Below are 22,065 nucleotides of genomic sequence, written 5' to 3' on the forward strand. Positions count from 1 at the left end.
TGAGTCGACACCATTCCATCGTGATCGGTGTGTCCCGTTATGGCCTGTCGAGTCCTATGGATTGACCGGACTCCCGGTCGCGGCCTCCACGGAATCTGCATAATCACTGGAGTTCGCGAGGGGGACCGAAGTTCGCGAAAGATCGCGAAAGTTCGCGAAGGGGAGGGGACGAACCCGTGGCGGAGCCGAAGGGGCACGCGTGCCCGGAGTGCGGGGCGGCCCGGGGGGCCGGCAACACCCCGTCGTGCGGCTGCGGGCAGCGGGCGTCCGAGGCGCTGCGCGATGCCCGTACGGCGGAGCAGGCGGCGGCGGAGGACTTCGACCCGCTGCGCATACGCCCGTACGTCGACCTGGACGGCACCGGCGCCCCGGCGACGCCCCCGGCACCCGCGGCCGCGGACGCGGAGCCGACGATGCCGCTGCGCCCGGTGGAGCCCGAGCCGGTCACCGCCGTACTGCCCACCCCACTGGCACCCCCGGCCGCCGCGCCCAGCACGACCGACCTGGATCTGTTCGAGGACGCCCCGCAGGACGGGACGACCGGCGGGCCGCACGCGGATGACCGTCCGCGCCGTCGCCGTACCGTCGCGCTCGTGGTGTCCGGCGCGGTGGTCGCCGTCGTCGCGGCGGCGGGGCTGGCGAGTGGGCTCTTCTCGTACGACACGCCGTCGCGGGACACCGCGCTGCCGGAGGACGTCCGGGAGGCCGTACCGGACGCCCGGACCAGCGAGGCGTCCGCCGGCCCGACGCCGAGCACCGCCTCGCCGTCCCCGACGTCCGCCGCCCCGTCCCCGTCGGTCAGCGCGAGCGCGTCCGCGTCGCCGAGCCCGTCGGCGTCCAGCGCCTCCCCGACGCCGACGCCCACCCCGACACCCACGCCGACCCAGTCCGCGACCACCGCCCGCGCGACCGCGTCGGCCGGTGCCCCGGCGGAGGCCGCCCCCGTGCTCCGGCGCGGCGACCGGGGCCCGGAGGTGACGGAGCTCCAGCTGCGTCTGCGGCAGCTGTACCTCTACAACGACGAGGCGCACGGCAACTTCAACGAGCCCGTCGAGCAGGCCCTGCGCAACTACCAGTGGTCCCGGGGTCTCCAGGACGAGCTGAGCGTGTACGGGCCGAAGACGCGGCAGATGCTGGAGTCGGAGACCCGGGAGCCCTGAGCGGGCGCCTCTAGCGACCGGCGGTGGTGATGTGCAGCCGGATCGTGCCGTCCCCGGCGTTCTCCACGCGCACCTCGGTCAGGTCCCGTACCAGGACGTCCGGCCGGTGCACGGCGGCGCGCGGGCCGACGCCGACCACCCGCATGCCGGCCGCGCGGCCGGCGGAGATGCCCGCGCCGGAGTCCTCGAAGACGACGCAGTCGGCGGGGGCGACACCCAGCTCGGCGGCGCCCTTGAGGAAGCCCTCGGGGTCGGGCTTGCTGGCGCCGACGGACTCGGCGGTGACGCGGATGTCGGGCAGCGGGAGGCCGGCGGCGGCCATACGGGCCGTGGAGAGGGCAACGTCCGCCGAGGTCACCAGGGCGTGCGGGACGCCGGTCAGGGCGGCGAGGAAGGCGGGGGCGCCGGGGACCGGCACAACGCCGTCCAGGTCGGCGGTCTCCTCGGCGAGCATGCGCGCGTTGTCCGCGTGGTTCTGCTCCATGGGCCGGTGCGGCAGCAGGACGGCCATCGAGGCGTAGCCCTGGCGGCCGTGCACCACCTTCATCACCTCGTCGCCGTCGAGCCCGTGCCGGTCGGCCCAGCGGCGCCAGATCCGCTCGACCACGGCATCGGAGTTGACGAGGGTGCCGTCCATGTCGAGCAGGAGGGCGCGGGCGGTGAGCACGGTGGTGGCCGTCATCGGCAGCAGCTCCAGGACGTGGGGCGGGGCACAGGGATGGTGGCCCCCGGGAAAACAGAGCGGCCCCGCCCGCCGGTCAGGGAAAACGGGCGGGAGCCACTTTGTTCCTCCACGGTACAAAACAATTCCGGCATCCCGCCAGCGCCCCGGCGAAACCTTCACCCGCCGTTCAACTCGGCGGCCGCCCGGCGGGGGCTCAGCCGGCCACCGCCTCCCACAGGCTCCACACGCCCAGCACCAGCATGACCATCGCCGCGATCTTGGTGATGAGCCGCAGCGGAACCCGCTTCATCAGCGCCTTTCCGCCGACGATGCCCAGCCCGGCCACCGCCCACAGCGCGAGCACCGCACCGAGGCCGACGGAGAGCGGATCGTCGTAGCGGGCCGCGAGGTTCGCGGTCATGATCTGCGTGAGATCGCCGAACTCGGCGACGAGGATCAGCATGAAGCCGGACCCGGCGACCTTCCAGAAGGACTGGTTCTCCGGCCTGCGGATGTGCTCCTCGTCCTCGTCCTTCTTCATCAGCAGCATCGCCGCGCCGCCCAGGAACAGCACACCGGTCAGCGCGTGCGTGATCTGCTGCGGCAGCAGGGTCAGCACACTGCCGGCCGCGACGGCGAGCGCGACATGCAGCGCGAACGCGGCGGCGACGCCGGCGAAGACGTAGGAGGCGCGGTAGCGGGTGCCCAGGACGAGGCCGGCCAGCGCGGTCTTGTCGGGCAGCTCGGCGAGGAAGACGACGCCGAAGACGAGCGCCGTGACGGTCAGGCTGATCAAGGTTCCTCAATCGGTCGGGACTGCCCCCACCGAGAGTGCTGAGTCCCTTCGACACGACACCTCGGCAAGGGCAGTGCACTCGGCACCCGTGCCGTGCGGCACGGGCGTGCACTGCTTGCCGAAGGTCTCGCTGGCCGGTCCACGAGGAATCCGTGAGACCCGGCTCCGGGCGCCGGCCCAGCTGAGCTGAGCAGTATGTCGACGGTCCGGCGAAGAGCTACTCCCCTTCTGCGCCGTCCATCGTACGCGAAGAGAAGTTCGACCCTGAACCTTGTCGTGTCATGTACGCGTCACTAGCTTCTTACCGAACGCACACCTGTACGCAACACCCCACCGCGAGCATTCCCACGCTCGCACGCCAACACCCCCACATTCCAAGGGAGTTCGCATGGCCCGGTTCTACGCGCGTCGACGGCTGAGCATAGTCGCGGCGTTCAGCGCCCTGATCGCCACCGTCGCGCTGTTCAACGCCCCCTCCGCCTCCGCCGCCCTCCCCACCCCCGTCAGCGCGGCCACCGCCCGCACCTACCTCGCCTCCCTCCCCGTCGCCACCGAGGACCGCACCGGCTACAACCGCGACCTCTTCCCGCACTGGATCACCCAGTCCGGCACCTGCAACACCCGCGAGGTCGTCCTCAAGCGCGACGGCACCAACGTCGTCCAGGACTCCTCCTGCGCCGCCGTCAGCGGCAGCTGGTACTCCCCGTACGACGGCGCCACCTGGACCGCCGCCTCCGACGTCGACATCGACCACCTCGTGCCGCTCGCCGAGGCCTGGGACTCCGGCGCCGACAGCTGGACCACCTCCCGCCGCCAGGCCTTCGCCAACGACCTGACCCGCCCGCAGCTGCTCGCCGTCACCGACAACGTCAACCAGGCCAAGGGCGACCAGGACCCGGCCACCTGGATGCCGTCCCGCACCACCTACCGCTGCACCTACGTCCGCGCCTGGGTGCAGGTGAAGTACTACTACGGCCTCTCCGTGGACTCCGCCGAGAAGAGCGCGCTGCAGAACCACCTGGCTGCCTGCTGATCCTTCCCGTCCGGAACCTCCCCGCCGGCCTCCGTCGTTCCGTACCGTACGGGGCGACGGAGGAGGGTGATCGCATGGCGGGACTGCGCCTCGGGCCACTGCTGAGGTACGCCGACGGCGCGACCGCGACCGTCTGGGTCGAGGCGAGCCGTCCGTGCACCGCCGAGGTGCGCTGCGCCGACGGCTCCCGGGGCACCGCCCGCACCTTCCAGGTGGCGGGCCACCACTACGCGCTGGTGCCGGTGACCGGACTCACACCGGGCACGTCGACGGCGTACGAGGTACTCCTCGACGGCACCCGCGTGTGGCCGCTGCCGGACTCCCGCTTCCCGCCCTCGGTCATCCGCACCGGCCTCGCGGACGACCCGGTGCGCGTCGCCTTCGGCTCCTGCCGCTGGGCCGCGCCTCCCGCCGGCGAGCCGGACCCGGTCGGACCGGACGCCCTCGACACCCTCGCCGCCTGCCTCGCCGCCGACCCGGACGGCGAGCGACCCGACGTACTGGTGCTGCTCGGCGACCAGGTCTACGCCGATGAGACCTCCCCGGCCACCCGCCGCTGGCTCGCCGCCCGCCGTGACCTGCGCGAACCCCCGGGCGACCAGGTCGCGGACTACGAGGAGTACACCCGGCTCTACGACGAGTCGTGGCTCGACCCCGAGGTGCGCTGGCTGCTCTCCACCGTCCCCAGTTGCATGATCTTCGACGACCACGACGTCGTCGACGACTGGAACACCTCCGCCGCCTGGCTCGCCGACATGCGGGCCACGCCCTGGTGGCGCGAGCGCGTCCTGAGCGGGCTGATGTCGTACTGGGTCTACCAGCACCTGGGGAACCTGACCCCGAAGGAGCTGGCCGAGGACCCGCTCTACGCCGCCGTCCGCGCCACCCCCGACGCCACCGACGTGCTGCGCGCCTTCGCCGCCGAGGCCGACGCCGACCCTGCCTCCGTGCGCTGGAGCTACCGGCGCGACTTCGGCCGGGTCCGGCTGCTGATGGTCGACACCCGCGCGGCCCGCGTCCTCGACGAGGGCGCCCGCGCGATGCTCGACCCCGGCGAGGCCGCCTGGCTGCGCGACCAGGCCCTGGCCGACCCCGGCTCCTGCGACCACCTGCTCATCGGCACCTCCCTGCCCTGGCTGCTGCCGCACCTCGTACACGACGCCGAGGGCTGGAACGCGGCGCTGTGCCGGGGCGAGAAAGGCCCGCGCTGGGCCCGGTTCGGGGAGCGGCTGCGCCGGGCCGCCGATCTGGAGCACTGGGCCGCCTTCCCCGAGTCCTTCGCGGAGCTGGCGGACCTGATCGCCGAGGCGGGCTCGGGGCCCGGAGCGCCGGCGACGATCTCCGTGCTGTCGGGGGACGTGCACCACGCCTACGTCGCCGAGCCGGAGTGGCCGGCCGGGCGCGGCCCCGACGCCCGGGTGCTGCAACTGACCTGCTCCCCCGTCCACAACTCCATCCCGCTCTCCATCCGCCTCGGCTTCCGGTTCGGCTGGAGCGGTGCCGCGCGGTTCCTGGGGCGCCGGTTCGCCGGGCACGGGCGGATCCCGCGCCCGCCGCTGGACTGGCGGCGGACCGGCGGGCCCTGGTTCGGCAACCAGCTCATGACGCTGACCCTGCGCGGGCGTTCGGCCGTACTGCGGCTGGACCAGGCGCGGGCGAACGGGCGCGGCGGGGCCCGGCTGACGACGGTGCAGGAGTCGGTGCTGACCGGCCCATAAGGCCTGTTCAACCGGTCCATGAAGCCTGTTTACGGGACATCAGGGATCTCCGGGATCTGTTGGGGCGCGCGTTGGCTTGGGTGGCGGCCGACGGCATGATGAGGCGTCGATGAGGCGGACCGTCCGCTTCCTGCGGGCGTCCGTCGTCCGCTCCCTGCGGACGTTTTGCTCCAACGCGCCCCACACGCCCGGGAGTCACCCTTTTGTCTACAGCGAACGTCGCCCTGGTCGGCGCCGGTCCGCGCGGCACCAGCGTCCTGGAACGCCTCTGCGCCTCCGCCCCGTCCCTCCTGCCGCCCGGGACCCGGCTGACGGTGCACGTCGTCGACCCGGCACCGCCCGGCCCCGGCCGGGTCTGGCGCACCGACCAGTCCCCCGAGCTGCTGATGAACACGGTCGCCTCGCAGGTGACCCTGTTCACCGACGACAGCGTGGACTGCTCCGGCCCGATCCGCCCGGGCCCGAGCCTGTACGAGTGGGCGGACGGCGAGTTGGGCCCGGACGACTACCCGACCCGCGCCCACTACGGCCGCTATCTGGAATGGGTGTTCGCCAAGGTGGTGCGCGAGGCGCCGCCCGGCGTGCGGGTCGAGACCCACCGCGCCCGCGCGGTACGGCTGGCGGACGGACCCGACGGGCGCCAGACCCTGACCCTGGACGACGGCCGCGCGCTGACCGGCCTCAGCGCCGTCGTCCTCGCCCAGGGCCATCTGCCGGTCACCGCCGACGCGGAACAGCGCCGCCTGACGTCGTACGCCGCCGCGCACGGTCTGCGCCATGTGCCGCCCGCCAATCCGGCCGACGTGGACCTGGCCGCCGTGGCACCCGGCGAACCGGTACTGCTGCGCGGGCTCGGCCTCAACTTCTTCGACCACATGGCCCTGTTGACGACCGGCCGGGGCGGTCGCTTCGAGCGGGCCGGCGAGGAGCTGCGCTACGTCCCCTCCGGCCACGAGCCACGGCTGTACGCCGGGTCCCGGCGCGGCGTGCCGTACCAGGCGCGCGGCGACAACGCCAAGGGGCCGTACGGCCGGCACACCCCGCTGGTGCTCACCCCGGAGATGATCTCCGGCTTCCGCAAACGCGCGGACTCGGGGGACGCGCCGGACTTCCTCGCGGAGATATGGCCGCTGGTGGCGAAGGAGGTGGAGACCGTCTACTACACGGCTCTGCTGCGGCGGCCGGACTTCGCCGACCGCTTCCTCGCGGTGCCGCACGGGGATCTGGAAGAGGCGCGGCTGCTCGACGAGTTCGGCGTGCCGGAGGGCGAACGCTGGTCCTGGGAGCGAATATCCCGGCCGTACGGGGAGCGGGAGTTCGCCGGTCCGGGGCAGTGGCGGGCGTGGCTCCTGGGCCATCTGCGCGAGGACGCCGCGCAGGCCGCCCTGGGGAACGTCCGCGGGCCACTCAAGGCGGCCCTCGACGTACTGCGCGATCTGCGCAACGAGATACGGCTGATCGTCGACCACGCGGGGCTGACCGGCGCCTCCCGCCGGGACCACCTCGACCGCTGGTACACCCCGCTCAACGCCTTCCTCTCCATCGGCCCGCCCCGCCGGCGCATCGAGGAACTGGCCGCGCTGATCGCGGCGGGCGTGGTGGAGGTGCTGGGCCCGCGGCTGGAGGTGCGGTGCGCGGACGGGGCCTGGATCGCGCGGTCGCCCTTGGTGCCGGGGTCGGAGGTGCGGGTGACGACGCTCGTCGAGGCCCGGCTGCCGGAACCGGACCTGCGGCGGACCGCCGACGACCTGCTCGCCGGGCTGCTGGAGAGCGGGCAGGCGCGCCCCCACACGGTCGACGGGTACGAAACCGGAGGGCTGGACGTGTCGCCGCGGCCGTACCTCCTGATCGACCGTCAGGGACGCTCGCACGAGCGCCGGTTGGCGTTCGGGGTGCCCACGGAAGGGGTGCACTGGGTGACCGCCGCAGGGGCCCGGCCTGGGGTGGACTCGGTGACGCTGGCGGACGCGGACGCGATGGCGCGGGCGGTGCTGCGGAAAGCGGCGGAGGAGGGCCGGACGGCGCCGGGGGCGGACGCGGGACCGCAAGCGGAACGTAAGCAACGGCTAAATGTTGAACTTGCAAGCATTGATTAGGTCCGCCTAACGTGGGTGCTCCACTCGGTTCTGTCCCCGACGGGTCCGCCGGACCCGCCCGACCGAAGGAGCCCCCCACATGACCGCACGTCTCAACAGCGCACAGCCCTATGTGATCGGCCTGTTCCGGATCGTGGTCGGCCTGCTCTTCGCCTGCCACGGCGCCGCCTCCCTGTTCGGCGTGCTCGGCGGTGCGGCGGGCGGCGCCGGCGGCACCATCCCCGCCGGCACCTGGCCCGGCTGGTACGCGGCCGTCATCCAGCTGGTCGGCGGCGCACTCGTGATGCTCGGCCTCGGCACCCGCGCGGCGGCGTTCATCGCCTCCGGGTCGATGGCGTACGCCTACTTCGACGTCCACCAGTCCATGGCCCTGTGGCCGATGGAGAACGGCGGCGAGGCCTCGGCGATGTTCTGCTGGGCCTTCTTCCTGCTGGTCTTCACCGGCTCCGGCGCGTTCGGCCTGGACCGGCTGTTCGCCAAGCGGTCCGCCGAGGCCGAGGCGGAGCCGGCGGCGCGGAAGTCGCCGGTGGCGGCGTGACGGACTGACGCCGGTGGCGGCGTGACGGTCTGACACCGCGGGGGCTCGTGTCGAACACACGAGCCCCCTGCGACCCCCCTGTCACACCCCGGGCGTACCCTCGTAGGGCACACGGGGGACAACGGGGAGTAACGGTGCTCGAGAATCTGGGGTCGCTGGCAGGCAGTCCATGGATCTACGCGGTGGTGGCCACGTCGGTCCTCTTTGACGTGTTCCTGCCGGTGCTGCCGAGCGGGGTGCTGGTCATCATGGCGGCGACCGCGGCGGCCGCGGGCACCGGCGCGGCGACCGGAAAGGTCCCCCGCGACGTCCCCGACATCCTGATGCTGACGCTGTGCGCCACGACCGCGTCCATACTCGGCGACCTCGTCGCCTACCGCCTCGCCTGGCGCGGCGGCGACCGGCTGGACCGCGCGATCGCCCGCTCGCCCCGCCTCAGCCTCGCGCAGGAACGTCTCGGCGCGGCGCTGGCCCGGGGCGGCGGCGCCCTGGTCGTCCTGGCCCGCTTCGCCCCCGCCGGCCGCTCGGTCGTCTCCCTCGGCGCCGGCGCCGCCCACCGCCGGGCCCGCGACTTCCTTCCCTGGTCCGCCCTGGCCGGCCTGTCCTGGGCCACCTACAGCGTCGCCCTCGGCTACTTCGGCGCCCACTGGCTGGGCGCGACCTGGCTGGCGACGGGGGTGTCCCTGCTGGCGCTGTTCGGGGCGGGCGCGGCGGCGACGTATCTGATGCGGCGGGCCTGAGACGGGGGTCGGCTTCATCCGGGGGCTTGGCTCATCCGAAGGCCGGGCTCATCCGGGGGCCGGCATTCAGAAGTCGACGGGGTCGCGGACGAGCGGGCAGGTCATACAGTGCCCGCCGCCCCGGCCACGGCCGAGTTCCGCGCCGACGATGGTGATCACCTCCACCCCCGCCTTACGGAGCAGGGTGTTCGTCTGGGTGTTCCGGTCGTAGGTGAACACCACCCCCGGCTCCAGGGCGACCGCGTTGTTGCCGCTGTCCCACTGCTGGCGCTCGGAGGCGTAGACGTCGCCGCCGGTCTCGACGACCCGCAGCCCGGGCAGCCCGAGCGCCTTGGCGACGACCTCGGTGAACGGCCGCGCGCCCTCGTCGGTGATGTCGACGCCGGGAGCCTGGTCCGAGGGGCGCAGGGTGAAGGTGTGGACGCCGTCCATGATGCGCGGGTAGAGCGTGACCAGGTCACGGTCGGCGAAGGTGAAGACGGTGTCGAGGTGCATCGCCGAGCGCAGCTTCGGCATCCCGGCGACGATGACCCGCTCCGCCGCGCCCTGCGCGAACAGGGCCGCCGTGACCTGGGTGATCGCCTGCCGTGAGGTCCGCTCGCTCATGCCCATCAGCACCACGCCGTTGCCGACGGGCATGATGTCGCCGCCCTCGAACGTGGCCTGCCCCCAGTCGAGTTCGGGGTCGCCCCACCACACGGTCGCGCCCTTGAAGTCCGGGTGGAAGGTGTAGACGGCCTTCATCAGCAGGGTCTCGTCGTGCCGGGCGGGCCAGTACAGGGGGTTCAGGGTGACCCCGCCGTACAGCCAGCAGGTGGTGTCGCGGGTGTAGAGGGTGTTGGGCAGCGGCGGCATCAGATACTCGCGCACGCCCGTCGACTCGCGGGCCAGGGCCACATACCCGGAGCGGAACTCCTCCGGCAGATCGGCCACGGCCAGGCCGCCGATCAGATACTCGGCGAGCCGGGGCGGCGCGAGCGTCTCCAGGAAGGACCGGGTGCCGTCGATCAGACCGAGACCGACCTCGTTGGCGACGATCTTGCGGTCGAGGAGCCAGTCCCGCGCCTGCGGGATCGCCATGGTCTCGGCGAGCAGCTCGTGCAGCTCGACCACCTCGACGCCACGGCCGCGCAGCTTGTTCACGAAGTCGGCGTGGTCGCGCTGGGCGTTCTCCACCCACATCACGTCGTCGAAGAGCAGATCGTCGGCGTTGGTGGGGGTGAGCCTGCGGTGCGCGAGACCCGGCGCGCACACCAGCACCTTGCGCAGTCTGCCGACTTCGGAGTGGACGCCGTAGGCGGGCTGCGATGCGTTGTCCTGCGCGGTCATATCGATTGCCTTTGCCTTTCCGGGAGCGTGTCACAACTCGATCCAGCCCACCGCCAGCGCGACGATCCCGAGCAGCGCGCCGGCCACCGAGACACAGAGGACGGCGACTTCACGTGGCCAGAAGAGGCGTCTGCGCTGCTCGCGGCGCGCCTTGACGAAGAGGATCGTCGCCGGGGCGTAGAGGATGAAGGACACCAGCACGAACTTCAGGCCCGCCGCGTACAGCAGGAACGCCGTGTAGAGGGTGGCGACCACGCCGACGGCCAGTTCCCCGGTCCTGCCGCCCCCGGCCGCGTCGGGCAGTCGGCGCCACTGCCAGGCGATCTTCGCGGCGAAGGCCGCCGCCAGCAGGTAGGGGATCAGCGAGAGCGCGCTGGTCAGATCGAGGGCGAAGGCGAAGGCGTCGTCGGAGAACAGCGTGACGATCAGCACGACCTGGGACAGCAGGGTCGTCATCAGCAGCGCCGCCACGGGCACGTCGTCGGCGGTCGCGCGGCGCAGGAAGCGCGGCATGTCCTCGTCCTTGGCCGCCACGAAGAGCACCTCGGCGGCCATCAGCGTCCAGGCCAGATAGGCGCCGAGCACGGAGATGATCAGACCCACGCTGACGAAGACCTGGCCCCAGGTGCCGACCGCGTGCTCCAGTACGCCGGCCATGGAGGGCTGGCGCAGCTCGGCGATCTCGGCCATGGGCATCAGCCCGTACGACACGATCGTCACCGACGCGAACACGGCGAAGACGCTGAGGAAGCCCAGGACGGTCGCCCGGCCCACGTCCTCCCGGCGCTTGGCGTGCCGCGAGTACACGCTGGCGCCCTCGACGCCGAGGAACACGAAGACGGTGGCGAGCATCGTCCCGCGGACCTGGCTGAAGAGGGATCCGGCGTAGTCGGCGCCGCCGAAGTTGTCGGCGAAGACCTTGGCGTCGAAGTAGAAGAGCGCCAGCACGACGAAGACCAGGATGGGAACGATCTTCGCGACCGTCACGATCCTGTTGATCGCCGCGGCCTCCTTCACCCCGCGCCGGACGAGCAGGAAGAACCCCCACAGTCCGACCGACGACAGCGCCGCCGCCAGCAGGGTGTCCCCCTCGCCGAGCGCGGGCCACAGGGCGCCCACGGTCGACATGATCAGCACCCAGTAGGTCACGTTGCCGACGCAGGCGCTCGCCCAGTACCCGAAGGCGGAGAAGAAGCCCAGGTACTCGCCGAAGCCCGCCTTGGCGTACGCGTAGACGCCCGCGTCGAGGTCGGGCCTGCGGACGGCGAGGGTCTGGAAGACCAGGGCGAGCATCAGCATGCCGGTCCCGGCGACGAGCCAGGCGATGAGCGCTCCCGCGACGCCGGTCTCCTCTGCGAACCGGCGGGGCAGGGAGAACACCCCGGCGCCCACCATGGAGCCCACGACCATGGCGGTCAGCGTGGGCAGGGTCAGCCTGGCGGTGTGCGACGTCCTGGCGGGGCCGTCCGCGGCCTCGGCTCGGGTCATACGTCACAGGTTGTGCCAAGCGTCCACGTATCGCACGTTGTGCCGTGACGCTGGGTGGCCGTGGGTCACGGGGACGGTACGGCCGTAGGTCACGGAGACACCGCCTCCCGGCTAGCCGGCCTTGCGGGCGGGCTGCCCCCGTACCTCCAGCCCGGCCAGCAGCTCGGCCGTGGCCTCGGCGATGGCGTCGACGGCGTGATCGAAGACCTCGCGGTTGTGCGCGGCCGGCGCCCGGAACCCGGACACCTTCCGTACGTACTGCAACGCGGCGGCCCGAATGTCCTCCTCGGTCGCCTCCTCGGGCAACACGGGCGGACGTAGCGTCTTGATACTCCGGCACATGGTCCCAGTCTCCCCCTCTCCCGCCTCGCACGTCTCGCCCTTCGAACCCCCGCTGTCCGCACCCCCGCCCCGCCTGCCATGATCCACACCAGGCGGCCACCGACCCCGGGGCCGACCAACGAGAGGAGCCACCTCGTGGCACACACCATCGCCGTGCTCGGTCCCGGCGGCGTGGGCGGCCTGCTCGCCGCTCTGCTCTCCCGCGCCGGCCACCGCGTGATCTGCCTGTCCGGCGAGGACACCGCGCGCACCCTGCGCACCACCGGCATCCGGGTCCGCAGCGCCCGCTTCGGCGACTTCACCGCACCCGTGGAAGCCGACACCGCACTGCGCGAACCGGTCGACGCATGCCTGATCACCGTCAAGCACACCGCCCTCGACGCCGCCCTGACCCGCCTCCCGGCGGACCCGGAAACCCTCGGCGACACCTTGCTCGTGCCGTTCCTCAACGGCGTCGAACACCCCTCCCTGCTCCGCGACCGCTACCGCCCCGGCCAGGTGGCCCCGGCCGCGATCCGCGTCGAGTCGACCCGGGTCGCGCCCGGCGAGATCGAGCACGCCAGCCCGTTCGCCGAGATCGACCTGACCGGCGACCCGGTCCCGCGCGCCCGCCTCGACGCCCTCGCGGCGGCGTTCGCGGCGGCCGGCCCCGCCACCCGGGTGCTGGACGACGAGGCGGCGACGCTGTGGGCGAAGATGTCCTTCCTGGCGCCCTTCGCCCTGCTCACCACCCGGTACGCCGTCCCGCTCGGCGAGGTCCGCACCCGTCACCGCGCGGAGCTGACCGCCCTGGTCGAGGAGACCGCCGCGGTGAGCCACGCCTGCGGCGGCCCGGCCGACCCGGCACAGGCCCTGGCCCGCTACGACGCCTTCCCGCCCGCCACCAAGTCCTCCATGCAGCGCGACGCGGAGTCCGGCCGCCCACTCGAACTGGACGCGATCGGCGGGGCGTTGCTGCGCGCGGCGGACCGCCACGGCATCTCCGTGCCGGTCGCGGAAAGGGTGGTACGCGACCTACGCGACGCCGGCCACTGACGCCCCCCGTGCGGCGCCGGGTCAGCCGTCCTCGCCGGTCAGGTCGTATCGCCAGTCGTGGCAGGTGATCCGGTTCCCCTTCGGGTATGCGAACTCGACCGGCCCGAGCAGGGTGAACCCGGCCCGTTCGCACACCCGGTTGGACGCGGTGTGCGTCACCTTCGGATAGGCGTGCAGCCAGCGGTGCCGCCCGGCGGCCCGTGCCTCCTCGACGACGGCGCGGGCCGCCCGCACGGCCAGGCCGCGTCCCTGGAACTCGGGCAGCACCGACCAGCCGGTCTCCCACACCGTCCCGCCCCGCCACTCGCGCTCCCAGAAGCCGATCGAGCCGACCGTCTCGCCCCCGTCCGCGAGCACCACCCGGTACATCCGCCCCACTCTCAGCGCCACATACCGCCGGTGCCGGTCGGCCAGCTTTTCCTCACTCTCCGGCCCGCCCAAGTGCTCCGTCATCTCCGGGCTGTTGCTCCTGCGCAGCAGCCAGAAGTCGTCTTCCCCCCACGGCACGAGCCGCACCTCGCTGTCCATGCCGACCACGTTAGGCGCCGGCACTGACAACGGGCCCGGCTCGGGCCGTACGAGGGACCGGGTCCCCCTCCATGCCTCAGTTCTCGCAGTAGTTGCCCGTCGCGGAGTTGCCGAGCCCGAGGACGCCGATGGAGTTGCCGCACACGTTCAGGTCCAGGTCGACCGGAATCTGGATGAGGTTGCCGGACAGGACGCCGGGCGAGTTGGCGGCCACGCCGACGGCGCAGGCGCCGCCGTCGTCGCAGATGCCCGTGCCGGTGTCGGTGTCGTCGTCGGTGGCGGTGGCGGTGGTGGTCCCGGCCAGGGCCAGGGCGGCGCCGGCGACGACGGTCACGGCGATCCTCGCGGTGATGCGCACGATTGTTCTCCTTTGTCGGAAAGGAAGGGATGTGCCCTGATTCTGCGCAGGAGGACAGCCGCACCGCCGCCACTGCTACCCCGAACGGGGGAAGTCACTCGCGACCCAAAATCGAACAGGCGTAGCATTGGCGCGTGGCTACGACCTATGACTTCCCCAGCGACCTCCTCGCCGGTCAGGAGGAGCTGCATCAGGTCCGGGCCGAGCTGTCGGCCCTGCTGAAGCGGCTCCCCTGGTCGGTCGAGCCCCTGGACGGCTTCAGCGACGACGGCGGCTGGCGCAAGGTGGAGCGCCCCGCCTCCCCCGGCTGGTCGGCCGAGGAACAGGCCGAGGTCGAGAAACTGCGCCGCCGCGAACACGAACTCGCGGTCTTCGTCAGCACCCACCGCTACTGGTCGGAACTGTCCGGCCCGGACCGCGTCGACGCCCGCTCCAAACTGAAGCACGCGCATGGGGGTGCCGGGGAGCCGGAGGAGAGCTGAGACGGCAGGACGGCGTAGGACGACGAAGACCCCGGCCGTTGCGGCCGGGTTCCTCCGCGGCTGGCCCGGCTGGGATGTCGCCCTCCCGGTCTGCGTCGCCACCTGGCTCGCGCTCGCGGTTGTACTCAGCCTCCACCCGCCCGCCCCCACACCCGCGACACCCCAGCCCACCCAGGACGCCGCCGCCCCGCCCGAGGATGCCTCCCCGGCCCCTGCCAGCATCACCCGCGAGGTGACGATGCCGAACCAGTGCGGCCGCCCGGTCACCCACCAGGACTACCGCCCGGTCGCCGAGTTGCACGCGCAGGGCCACGGCCGGAACGAGATCGCCCGCTGTATCGGTCGCGCACCGTGTCCGTGATCGCCGCCGAAATCGGCCTCACCTTCGACACGTCGATGACCGAGGACGCCCAGCCGAGCTGCTGCACCGGCCCAAGGTCGCATCGACCAAGACCCTCGTCGAGACGAGAACCCCGACTGGGACCAAGGAACAGGTCCAGGCAGAGGTGCAGAGGGCTTCGAGAATGCACTCAATCCAAATGCGAGAGACTCTGGTAGTGCAACCCATTGAGGGGTTCACATGTCACCCTCACGATCGCATAGAAGTCCTCCCTCGCAGCCCAACCAATCTGCAGCCCGGCAAACAGGCCGAGCACGCCGGGCACTGGCTGCCTCGCATGGATGGCAAACGCTCCTCGCGGCGCTGGTCGCGGCGGCAGCAGCCATAGCCGTGCCCCTCTTGCAGAGCGGAGGCGACGGGGGCAGCGGTTCGGAGTCGACCGTTAAATCACCCTCGCCAGTCGTCACGTCAGGTCCTTTCGTCCATGTCAATTCGATTACAGAGGATCGCGCCTCCAGCGAAGCCAACACGGTGGTCGTGACACTCGCCGGGGACTACGACGGACTGCAAGAGGGATGGACCATATACGCGCTCGGAAAATTGGAAATCCACAAAGCCGCGTCGGGTACTTACCCGCCCTGGGATGTACAGAAAGCAACAATCAATAAACGAAGTAAAACCTGGACAGCTAAATTTACGGTGCCCGAAGCTTCGACGGTGACCTGGACTGCTGCCCTGGCGCGAGAAAACGAATGCGCCTCTTTCCCTGGAATCGAATGCTCAGGAGTGGACGTCGAGGAGAGTCTCGCTCGCAATGGCCCCGAAAGCACATACGTGGACACCTTCGCGCCGACGAAGGAGACGGTGATCGCTCCTGCGTCTTAGCCAAGCGAGCCAGGGAGGTTCACTGCGCAGCGGATCACTCGCGCGGTCATCGACGCGCACCGGCGGATCGTCGCCATACGCGGAGATGGCCGTACGGTCGGTCACCGCCCGGGCCGTGGTCGAGGGCCACATCGACGCCCCGGCCGAGATCGGCGTAGGGCTCGTGATCGTGTCGGACGCCCGCTGGAGTGCCCGCTGTGCGCGCTGTGGGAGGGCGAAGTCCTCACCCTGAACGGGCCGCCCGGGCCGCAGTCGCTGCGCGTCGCCCACGCCGTCCAGCCCGATAGGCTGTTCGCGCCTACCCGCACGGTCGTCGTCCGCGTGGCCGGGTCGCTCATGGAGGCGCCGACCTGCGTCCACGGCTACGTACTCGAGGGCCGCGGCACCGGACACCGGACCGGCGCCAACGGCAACCAGACCCTCAACCGGGCGCACTACGCCGTGCTCGGCCTGGTCAGCTCCAGCGGCGTGACCGAGCCGACGGACGAGTTGCTGCACGCGATGCGCGACGCGATCGAGCACCTCCGAAGAAGGGCACACCCGTGAGCTACGCGGGCGTGAAGGTCGTGGAGGACGCCCTCGTCCGCGAGGGGCTCCTCGCCCGGTCGCTCGCTGACGGCCGCTTCGGGACCGCGACCCGCGAGGCGTACGCCGCGTGACGGCGCCGCTGCGGCTGGACCGGCCGGGACGCCGACGGCGTGCCAGGTATCGCATCGCTCACCAAGCTCGGCCGCCGCCGCGGCTTCGACGTGAAGGACTGACCCATGCCCAACCTGTTCACGAGTCTCACGCGTACGGTCGTTCCCGTGGTGGCCGGTCTGCTGCTGGGCCAGGCGGCCGCAGTACGTCCAGCCCACCACCGTGCCGCTAAGCGTGCGCCTCCAGTTCGAAGCCGAGGCCTTCGCCCAGCGCGTGGCCAGCACTGTGCAGTAGGGCGGGGGACCCTGCGGTGACGCTGAGTCGAGGCAGATCGCCCTCGAACTGTCCGAGCTTCAGCGGACGATGGAGGTGGGATTCACGCGCGTCGACGGCCAGCTCGCGCTCCTCGTGCAGCGTAGCGAGCAGACCGACAAGCCCCTGACCGAACACGAGCAGTGCCTGGTGGCCTTGGAGAACCGGCGTTGACCGCTCCAGACCGTAAGCATTCTCCCTGCGTGGTCGGGACAGCGACTGGCGCAGCAGCCCTCTTCCTTCGCTGAAACGGTGCCCCCCTCGCCTGCGGCGGGAGGGGGCCCTTTCGTCGTGTCGGCCTCAGCGGGGATTCAGCGACCGTCGTACGCGGGCGATCACGTTCTGCGCGTCCGTGCCGTACACCGCGGACTCGGCCAACGTCTCCCACACCCGCATGTAGGACGCCACCGTCTCGGCGTCGTCAAGCCACAGCTCGGCGTGCCAGTCCTCGGTGATGACGAGCTGCTCGTCCAGGACCCAGAACCCGTTGGCCGTCGGGATCTTCAGCGACGCACCGAGCGGGACGATGCCGATCTCCACCGTGTCCATCCCGACCAGTCCGGTAAGCCGGTCCAGCTGGGCGACGAGCACGGCCGGCGGACACACCAGCGCGTGCAGCGCAGCCTCCCAGACCAGAGCCCGGAAGGCCTGGCCGCCCCGGTACAGCCACGCCTGCCGCTCCATCCGGGACCGCACCGCCTCCTCCGTGTCCGGCTTCGTGCCGTGCAGGCTCGCGTACCGCAGGAAGATGTGCCGCGCGTAGTCGGCGGTCTGGAGCATGCCCGGGATGACGGCCTCCTCCCAGGCACGGATCGTGCGGGCCCGGTCGACGGCTATGTTCCAGGTGTCCTGCACGGGCCGGTGACCGGAGGCGAGCTGGCGCCGCCAGGACCGGATGTGCGACTCGAAGCCGCGTAGCCGGGCGAGGAGTTCCTCGGTCACGTCGGGCCGGCCGACTGCCTCAGCCCATGCGCGCAGGTCATCGCTGGTCGCGGTCTGCCGGCCGCCTTCCAGCTTGTAGACCTTCGAGTGGACCCAACCGAGGCGCTCAGCGAGCTGGGGTCCGGTGAGGCGACCACCAGCAGCCGAGAGACGCAGCTCGCGCAGCCGCACGCCGAGCGCCTCCCGGGCCTGCTGGTAGTCCGTGCTCACCTGCGTTCGGTCAGCCCTTCGTGTCGAGCTGGGCGGCGAACTCGTCGTACGGGATGGACGCGTGGAGGGCGGCGTCCCGCACCTGGCAGTACCGCAGCACTTCCGCGGGCTCGGTGGTGATCTCGACGTCGTGGAAGACGTCCTCGTCGTCGAAGCGGAGGATCGCGACAAGGCGACTGTCGAAGACCCAGAAGTCCTCTTCCGGAAGGCGAACCCGCTCGGCGTCCTCACGCCAGACGCACCTGGCGTCCTCGCCCGTGGCCGCGTTGCACCGCGCGTACGAGAGCAGGAACTGCTGGCCCTCGGTCGGCGGGTTGTCGACCACGCGCACCCGGCCCACATACTTCCCCGCCTGCGTCTGCCGCAGGATGTTCTGGCACCACTCGCTGTCCAAGTCCATCGGCGCCTGGCCCGTGGCCAGGAACTGCGCGTAGCCCTCGTCCTCCCGGTCTGAGGCGTACCCGCGGCGGGTCTCCAGGTGCCACGCCGAGTGCTCAAAGTGGTGGAACAGCCGCCCAAACTCCTCCAGGTCCACCAGCTTGGGCACGCGGCGCATCTCCTTCGGGCCGTGATTCACGAGCAGTTCGCGGGGCACGACGACCGCAGCGTCGCCGGGCCCGAAGTGCTGGAGCTGGCGCAGCTCGTCGGGGTCGGTGACCGGCTGGCCCTGCACGATGATCTCACCGCTGTCCACGTCCTCGTGCACGGCCGGGCAGCTGCCGTTCTTGCTGTCGGTGCCGTTGAACCGCAGTCGTCGCGCCATGGCGGGTCCCCTCCGTAGCTGTTCTCGGCCTTCAGCATCGCCACCCCAGGCGCCAGGTAATACAGCGTGCACTCACCTTGGTGAGACCACGAGAGAACATCCGGCCACCTGTTGAGAACATTCGAGAACACAGCATGGTGACGGCCGCCACAGCCTCCGTACGGTCCGAGCCATGGCCAACCCGCAGATGTCGACCGACGTCGACCCGTTCTCCGCCGTGGAGTCCCTCCACGCGGCCCTCGACCAGGCCGGGATCTTTCTGCCGTGCCTCGCCGCGGACTTGGCGACGCCTCAGCTGGGCCTCGTCGACCTCGGGCGGGTCCGTGCTGATGTTGCGCTGCGGCTCGCGATCGCGCTCCAGAAAGGACGGCAGCCAGCATGACCAAGAGCCAGATTGGCGCCTTGGATGTGGAACAGCGCCTCCCAATCGACGTCATTGTGATGCGCGGGACCGCGCGCAGCCTGCTTGCGGAGGACGCCGAACTGCCCTCCGACGAGGAGCTGAACACGCTGATCCTCCAGCTGCGTGGACACCTCATGCTCGCCATCCCGGTCGTCGAGGCGCTGGCCGAGCGCTTCCCCGAGGACGACGTGCCGCGCGCCTGCGCGCACGCCGGCGTCGGGGAGGCCCGCACCCGTCTCGGCCTGGACCCCGGCCGCTCGCTGCCCGCGCGAATCGCGCACGCACAGCGGCTCGCCCGATCCGTCAACGCCCTGTGCGACCACTACGAGAACCTGAGCCGCGAGCAGCCCGACATCCTCGACGAGAGGCAGGCCGCACTCCTCCACTGGTGGACCCACTGCATCCAGTGCGTCACCTGCTCAACCACGGACGATGCCGGCGTGAACGCCAAACTGCCGTGCACGGACGCCCAACAGCTGTACCACGCCTACTGGCAGGCGCGGTCGGCAGAGGGCCGGGCATGACCGTCAGCGCCATCCACCCCGTAGAACTCCGCGACGGCCAGTGCCAGCGTCCCGATGACCCCGCTACCGGCCGCGACGCCGACCGCACCGGTAGCGGATGAGGCCACCCGCCCCCGAGGGTGGCCGCCGCGACCCACCCCACCCAGACCCCCGCCCGCCCCGAACCCCGTGACCAGTCGGGACGGGCGGGTTCCGCCGCCTCCAACCGGAGGCACACATCCACAAGGAGGAACGACGTGACCATCGCGTTAGAGCGTCCCGTGGACACCACCGATCCGCTCACCCTGGTCGACCCTGAGGTGACCGACCGGCTCGCCCGCCGTATCACCCTCGACCACCCGGGCATCGACGAGGCGACCGCGCGCCGCATCGTCGGCCAGGCCGCCGCGTTCGTCGCCGCGTCCGGCCACCAGCCCGGACGGTCCCTCGCCCCGAGCCAGCTGGTCGACCACGGCTGGCACGCGTTCATCCTGCACACCGTCGACTACGCGTCGTTCTGTGAACGGGTCGTCGGACGCTTCGTCCACCACGTCCCGACCGACGAGACGCCCGGCGGTCCGCAGGCCACCCGGGAGCGCACCCTCACCGCGATCCGCGCCGCCGGGTACACGGTCGACTCCGAGCTGTGGGGGGACTCGTCCTCCTGCTCCCAGTGCCACGCCGGATGCACCGACAGTCCGAACAGCGGCTGACCTCCCAGCATCACCTGTACGACACTCCAACCGTCCGGTGTCACAGCCGGGCGGCTGCCCCTACGAGCGGAGCACTACGTGACAGACACGGAGATCGCCTGGGACACCTACTCGCGGCAGCGCCCTGCGCGCCGACCGACGAACGCGGCCGGTGAGACGACCTGGTTCAACTGGACGCAGTACGAAGATCACGGGCCCGGCGCCGAACTTCTCGGCTTGTCCCGTGGTGGCCACGCCCTGGACCTCGGGTGCGGCAAGGGCGGCAACGCCGCACACCTGGCCGCCCTCGGAATGCGAGCCGTCGGCATCGACATCTCGGCCGCGCAGCTGCTTGCCGCACGCGAGCGCTGGGGGCGGACGCACGACCTGGAGCTGCACCAGGCGGAGGCCGTCAGCTTCCTGCAGGGCACGGCGGAGCGGTTCGACGCGGTGTACTCGGTGTACGGGGCGTTGTGGTTCACCGAGCCGGCCCGCCTGCTGCCCGCGGTGCGTGAGCGGCTGCGCCCCGGCGGCCGGCTCGTGTTCTCGCAGCGGCCCCCGGTCGAGGGGTGCTACGGCTGCCAGGCCTCCTACATTCCCCGCGGCGCCGACGAGGACCCGCTCGTCGTGAAGCGGTGGGACTACGAGCCGACCGTGTGGGAGCAGCTGATCGCCCGGCACGGCTTCACCGACGTGCACGCGGAGGTGCTGCCGGCGCCGCCTGGCCCACGCACGATCGGCACGCTGATCGTGCAGGCCAGAGCCTGACTGCTACGCACAACGCGACTCCGGCCGACGATACGAAGCCAGCGGCCGGGGGCGCCTCCGCCGGGGGCCTGCTTCGATGTCCTGGTCGCGACAACGAGCCCCCCGGAGAGTCTTCCGAGGGGCCGCCAAATGGATCCTGACCTGGGCCTTAACGACCGGTGGGCGCGGACGGTTTCGAACCGCCGACATCCTGCTTGTAAGGCAGGCGCTCTACCCCTGAGCTACGCACCCGAGAACGAGTCGACAGCCTACCTTGCCCGGGGCACTGTCCTGCAAACCCGTTGGCTCGGGGAGATCCGGGGGTTATCCCCACCGCGGATCCTGGAGCGTCCCGGATCCCCCAGCCGGGCGGGGATCCGTACGGTCGAAGCACATCGCAGCCGCAGCGCAGTCCACGCCTCGCGGCCCGGCCCAGGGGGAGACCGTCATGGCCCGTCGTTCCGTCCACGCGCGCACCGCCCTCGCCGTGAGCGCCGTCGCGCTGCTCGTCGCGGGGCTCGGCGCCTGTTCCTCGGCCGGTGACGACGAGGACCCCGAGAAGCGGTCCTTCGCCCTGGAGGGCACCACCCTGACCGTGGACTCGGACGACTCCGCGCTGGAGATCGTCGCCGCCGACGAGCACGCCGAGGGCCGTATCGAGGTCACCCGCTGGTTCGACGGCTCGGTCGTGGCGGGCGGCGACGTGCGGACGACCTGGGCCATGGAGGACGGCGACCGGCTGGTGCTGCGGCAGGAGTGCTCCGGCTTCATCGCCGACTGCTCCTCCAAGCACCGCATCGAGGTGCCGCGCGGGGTCACCGTGAAGGTGGAGGACGGTGACGGCAGCGTCCGGGCGAGCGGCTTCGAGGACGCGCTGACCATTCGTACGGGCGACGGCTCGGTCCGTGTCACCGACTCCACCGGCCCGCTCGACCTGCGCACCGGCGACGGCTCGGTCCGCGTCGAGGACGCCACCGGTCCGCTCCGGATGCACACCGAGGACGGCTCCATCCACGCGGACGTCGACTCCCGCGAGGTGCGCGCCCGCACCGGCGACGGCTCGGTGCGGCTCGAACTGGGCGCCGTACCGGACCTGGTGGAGTCCCGCAGCGGCGACGGCTCCGTCACCATCGACCTGCCTCGCGCCACCTACCGGGTGGCCACCGAGACCGGCGACGGCGCGGTGGACGTGTCCGTCCCGCGCGACGCGTCCAGCGACCACGTGGTCTCCGCCCGCACCGGCGACGGCAAAGTCACGGTCCGTACGGCGAACTAACGGGCCCGTGTGTTCGTCCTTAACCGGTGGGAGAATGACACCGGGC

24 protein-coding genes and 1 tRNA gene are annotated in these 22,065 nt (G+C 71.6%); 14 read left to right on the forward strand and 11 right to left on the reverse strand.

Translation table 11 applies throughout. The features are described from left to right. Positions 1 to 176: 176 nt before the first annotated feature. Complete coding sequence (locus ACZ42A_RS02555) at positions 177 to 1,160, forward strand: peptidoglycan-binding protein (protein WP_468525282.1); 984 nt, start codon at positions 177 to 179, stop codon at positions 1,158 to 1,160. Positions 1,161 to 1,170: 10 nt separating this feature from the next. On the opposite strand, the gene ACZ42A_RS02560 is transcribed toward ACZ42A_RS02555, so the two are convergent. Together ACZ42A_RS02560 and ACZ42A_RS02565 are read right to left on the reverse strand one after the other, a co-directional pair. Further along, the gene (locus ACZ42A_RS02560; protein WP_468525283.1) at positions 1,171 to 1,842 is read right to left on the reverse strand and encodes an HAD family hydrolase; all 672 of its coding nucleotides are present in this window, start codon (positions 1,840 to 1,842) and stop codon (positions 1,171 to 1,173) included. Positions 1,843 to 2,038: 196 nt separating this feature from the next. Beyond that, a complete protein-coding gene (locus ACZ42A_RS02565) occupies positions 2,039 to 2,620 on the reverse strand; it encodes a TMEM165/GDT1 family protein (protein WP_468525284.1) in 582 nt (193 codons plus the stop codon). 388 nt (positions 2,621 to 3,008) lie between these two features. Between ACZ42A_RS02565 and ACZ42A_RS02570 the strand changes: the two genes are divergently transcribed. The 5 genes from ACZ42A_RS02570 (at position 3,009) to ACZ42A_RS02590 (ending at position 8,745) form a co-directional block, all read left to right on the forward strand. Beyond that, positions 3,009 to 3,653 (forward strand): HNH endonuclease family protein, encoded by a 645-nt coding sequence (locus ACZ42A_RS02570; RefSeq protein ID WP_468525285.1) that lies wholly within the window; start codon positions 3,009 to 3,011, stop codon positions 3,651 to 3,653. Positions 3,654 to 3,727: 74 nt separating this feature from the next. Next, on the forward strand, positions 3,728 to 5,371 hold the full coding sequence (locus ACZ42A_RS02575) for an alkaline phosphatase D family protein (protein ID WP_468525286.1): 1,644 nt from the start codon (positions 3,728 to 3,730) through the stop codon (positions 5,369 to 5,371). A gap of 203 nt (positions 5,372 to 5,574) precedes the next feature. After that, positions 5,575 to 7,467, forward strand: a complete 1,893-nt coding sequence (locus ACZ42A_RS02580; RefSeq protein WP_468525287.1) for an FAD/NAD(P)-binding protein — start codon at positions 5,575 to 5,577, stop codon at positions 7,465 to 7,467. Between the two features lie 79 nt (positions 7,468 to 7,546). Then, positions 7,547 to 8,005, forward strand: a complete 459-nt coding sequence (locus ACZ42A_RS02585; RefSeq protein ID WP_468525288.1) for a DoxX family protein — start codon at positions 7,547 to 7,549, stop codon at positions 8,003 to 8,005. Positions 8,006 to 8,139: 134 nt separating this feature from the next. Further along, a complete protein-coding gene (locus ACZ42A_RS02590; protein WP_468525289.1) occupies positions 8,140 to 8,745 on the forward strand; it encodes a DedA family protein in 606 nt (201 codons plus the stop codon). 66 nt (positions 8,746 to 8,811) lie between these two features. Here the strand turns inward: ACZ42A_RS02590 and ACZ42A_RS02595 are convergent, their stop codons facing one another. From ACZ42A_RS02595 to ACZ42A_RS02605, 3 genes are all read right to left on the reverse strand, one after another. Next, positions 8,812 to 10,074, reverse strand: a complete 1,263-nt coding sequence (locus tag ACZ42A_RS02595; RefSeq protein WP_468525290.1) for an arginine deiminase — start codon at positions 10,072 to 10,074, stop codon at positions 8,812 to 8,814. A 30-nt stretch (positions 10,075 to 10,104) separates the two neighbouring features. Then, positions 10,105 to 11,562, reverse strand: a complete 1,458-nt coding sequence (locus ACZ42A_RS02600) for a basic amino acid/polyamine antiporter (RefSeq protein WP_468525291.1) — start codon at positions 11,560 to 11,562, stop codon at positions 10,105 to 10,107. Between the two features lie 111 nt (positions 11,563 to 11,673). Then, the gene (locus ACZ42A_RS02605) at positions 11,674 to 11,904 is read right to left on the reverse strand and encodes a DUF2277 domain-containing protein (RefSeq protein ID WP_468525292.1); all 231 of its coding nucleotides are present in this window, start codon (positions 11,902 to 11,904) and stop codon (positions 11,674 to 11,676) included. Positions 11,905 to 12,039: 135 nt separating this feature from the next. Here ACZ42A_RS02605 and ACZ42A_RS02610 point away from each other — a divergent pair, with 135 nt between their 5' ends. After that, on the forward strand, positions 12,040 to 12,939 hold the full coding sequence (locus ACZ42A_RS02610) for a ketopantoate reductase family protein (protein ID WP_468525293.1): 900 nt from the start codon (positions 12,040 to 12,042) through the stop codon (positions 12,937 to 12,939). Between the two features lie 21 nt (positions 12,940 to 12,960). On the opposite strand, the gene ACZ42A_RS02615 is transcribed toward ACZ42A_RS02610, so the two are convergent. Then, entirely contained in the window at positions 12,961 to 13,467 is a 507-nt protein-coding gene (locus ACZ42A_RS02615) for a GNAT family N-acetyltransferase (RefSeq protein ID WP_468525294.1), read from the reverse strand. 76 nt (positions 13,468 to 13,543) lie between these two features. Next, positions 13,544 to 13,825: a chaplin gene (locus ACZ42A_RS02620; RefSeq protein ID WP_468525295.1), complete on the reverse strand. Its 282-nt coding sequence runs from the start codon at positions 13,823 to 13,825 to the stop codon at positions 13,544 to 13,546. Between the two features lie 134 nt (positions 13,826 to 13,959). On the opposite strand from ACZ42A_RS02620, the gene ACZ42A_RS02625 reads away from it, so the two are divergent. Both ACZ42A_RS02625 and ACZ42A_RS02630 read left to right on the forward strand, forming a co-directional pair. Next, positions 13,960 to 14,307, forward strand: a complete 348-nt coding sequence (locus ACZ42A_RS02625; RefSeq protein WP_468525296.1) for a hypothetical protein — start codon at positions 13,960 to 13,962, stop codon at positions 14,305 to 14,307. 1,546 nt (positions 14,308 to 15,853) lie between these two features. Continuing rightward, the gene (locus tag ACZ42A_RS02630) at positions 15,854 to 16,078 is read left to right on the forward strand and encodes a hypothetical protein (RefSeq protein WP_468525297.1); all 225 of its coding nucleotides are present in this window, start codon (positions 15,854 to 15,856) and stop codon (positions 16,076 to 16,078) included. A 321-nt stretch (positions 16,079 to 16,399) separates the two neighbouring features. Here the strand turns inward: ACZ42A_RS02630 and ACZ42A_RS02635 are convergent, their stop codons facing one another. From ACZ42A_RS02635 to ACZ42A_RS02645, 3 genes are all read right to left on the reverse strand, one after another. Then, positions 16,400 to 16,621 (reverse strand): hypothetical protein, encoded by a 222-nt coding sequence (locus ACZ42A_RS02635; protein ID WP_468525298.1) that lies wholly within the window; start codon positions 16,619 to 16,621, stop codon positions 16,400 to 16,402. Positions 16,622 to 16,783: 162 nt separating this feature from the next. Then, positions 16,784 to 17,635 carry a helix-turn-helix domain-containing protein gene (locus ACZ42A_RS02640; protein WP_468525299.1) on the reverse strand — a complete coding sequence of 284 codons (852 nt, stop codon included), beginning with the start codon at positions 17,633 to 17,635 and terminating at the stop codon, positions 16,784 to 16,786. Between the two features lie 10 nt (positions 17,636 to 17,645). After that, positions 17,646 to 18,398, reverse strand: a complete 753-nt coding sequence (locus ACZ42A_RS02645) for a DUF6879 family protein (protein WP_468525300.1) — start codon at positions 18,396 to 18,398, stop codon at positions 17,646 to 17,648. 172 nt (positions 18,399 to 18,570) lie between these two features. Between ACZ42A_RS02645 and ACZ42A_RS02650 the strand changes: the two genes are divergently transcribed. The 4 genes from ACZ42A_RS02650 to ACZ42A_RS02665 all read left to right on the forward strand — a co-directional run bounded on the left by ACZ42A_RS02650 (position 18,571) and on the right by ACZ42A_RS02665 (position 20,764). Next, complete coding sequence (locus ACZ42A_RS02650; RefSeq protein WP_468525301.1) at positions 18,571 to 18,780, forward strand: hypothetical protein; 210 nt, start codon at positions 18,571 to 18,573, stop codon at positions 18,778 to 18,780. Then, on the forward strand, positions 18,777 to 19,325 hold the full coding sequence (locus ACZ42A_RS02655; RefSeq protein ID WP_468525302.1) for a DUF6415 family natural product biosynthesis protein: 549 nt from the start codon (positions 18,777 to 18,779) through the stop codon (positions 19,323 to 19,325). Before ACZ42A_RS02650 ends, ACZ42A_RS02655 begins: the two co-directional genes overlap by 4 nt. 236 nt (positions 19,326 to 19,561) lie before the next feature. After that, positions 19,562 to 20,017: a glycine-rich domain-containing protein gene (locus ACZ42A_RS02660; RefSeq protein WP_468525303.1), complete on the forward strand. Its 456-nt coding sequence runs from the start codon at positions 19,562 to 19,564 to the stop codon at positions 20,015 to 20,017. 78 nt (positions 20,018 to 20,095) lie between these two features. Next, on the forward strand, positions 20,096 to 20,764 hold the full coding sequence (locus tag ACZ42A_RS02665) for a class I SAM-dependent methyltransferase (protein WP_468525304.1): 669 nt from the start codon (positions 20,096 to 20,098) through the stop codon (positions 20,762 to 20,764). Between the two features lie 159 nt (positions 20,765 to 20,923). Here ACZ42A_RS02665 and ACZ42A_RS02670 read toward each other — a convergent pair. Next, a tRNA-Val gene (locus ACZ42A_RS02670) sits at positions 20,924 to 20,995 on the reverse strand. 196 nt (positions 20,996 to 21,191) lie between these two features. Here ACZ42A_RS02670 and ACZ42A_RS02675 point away from each other — a divergent pair. Further along, positions 21,192 to 22,019 (forward strand): DUF4097 family beta strand repeat-containing protein, encoded by an 828-nt coding sequence (locus ACZ42A_RS02675; RefSeq protein WP_468525305.1) that lies wholly within the window; start codon positions 21,192 to 21,194, stop codon positions 22,017 to 22,019. Positions 22,020 to 22,065: the final 46 nt, after the last annotated feature.

It is taken from the genome of Streptomyces sp. NPDC030838, assembly GCF_055572035.1.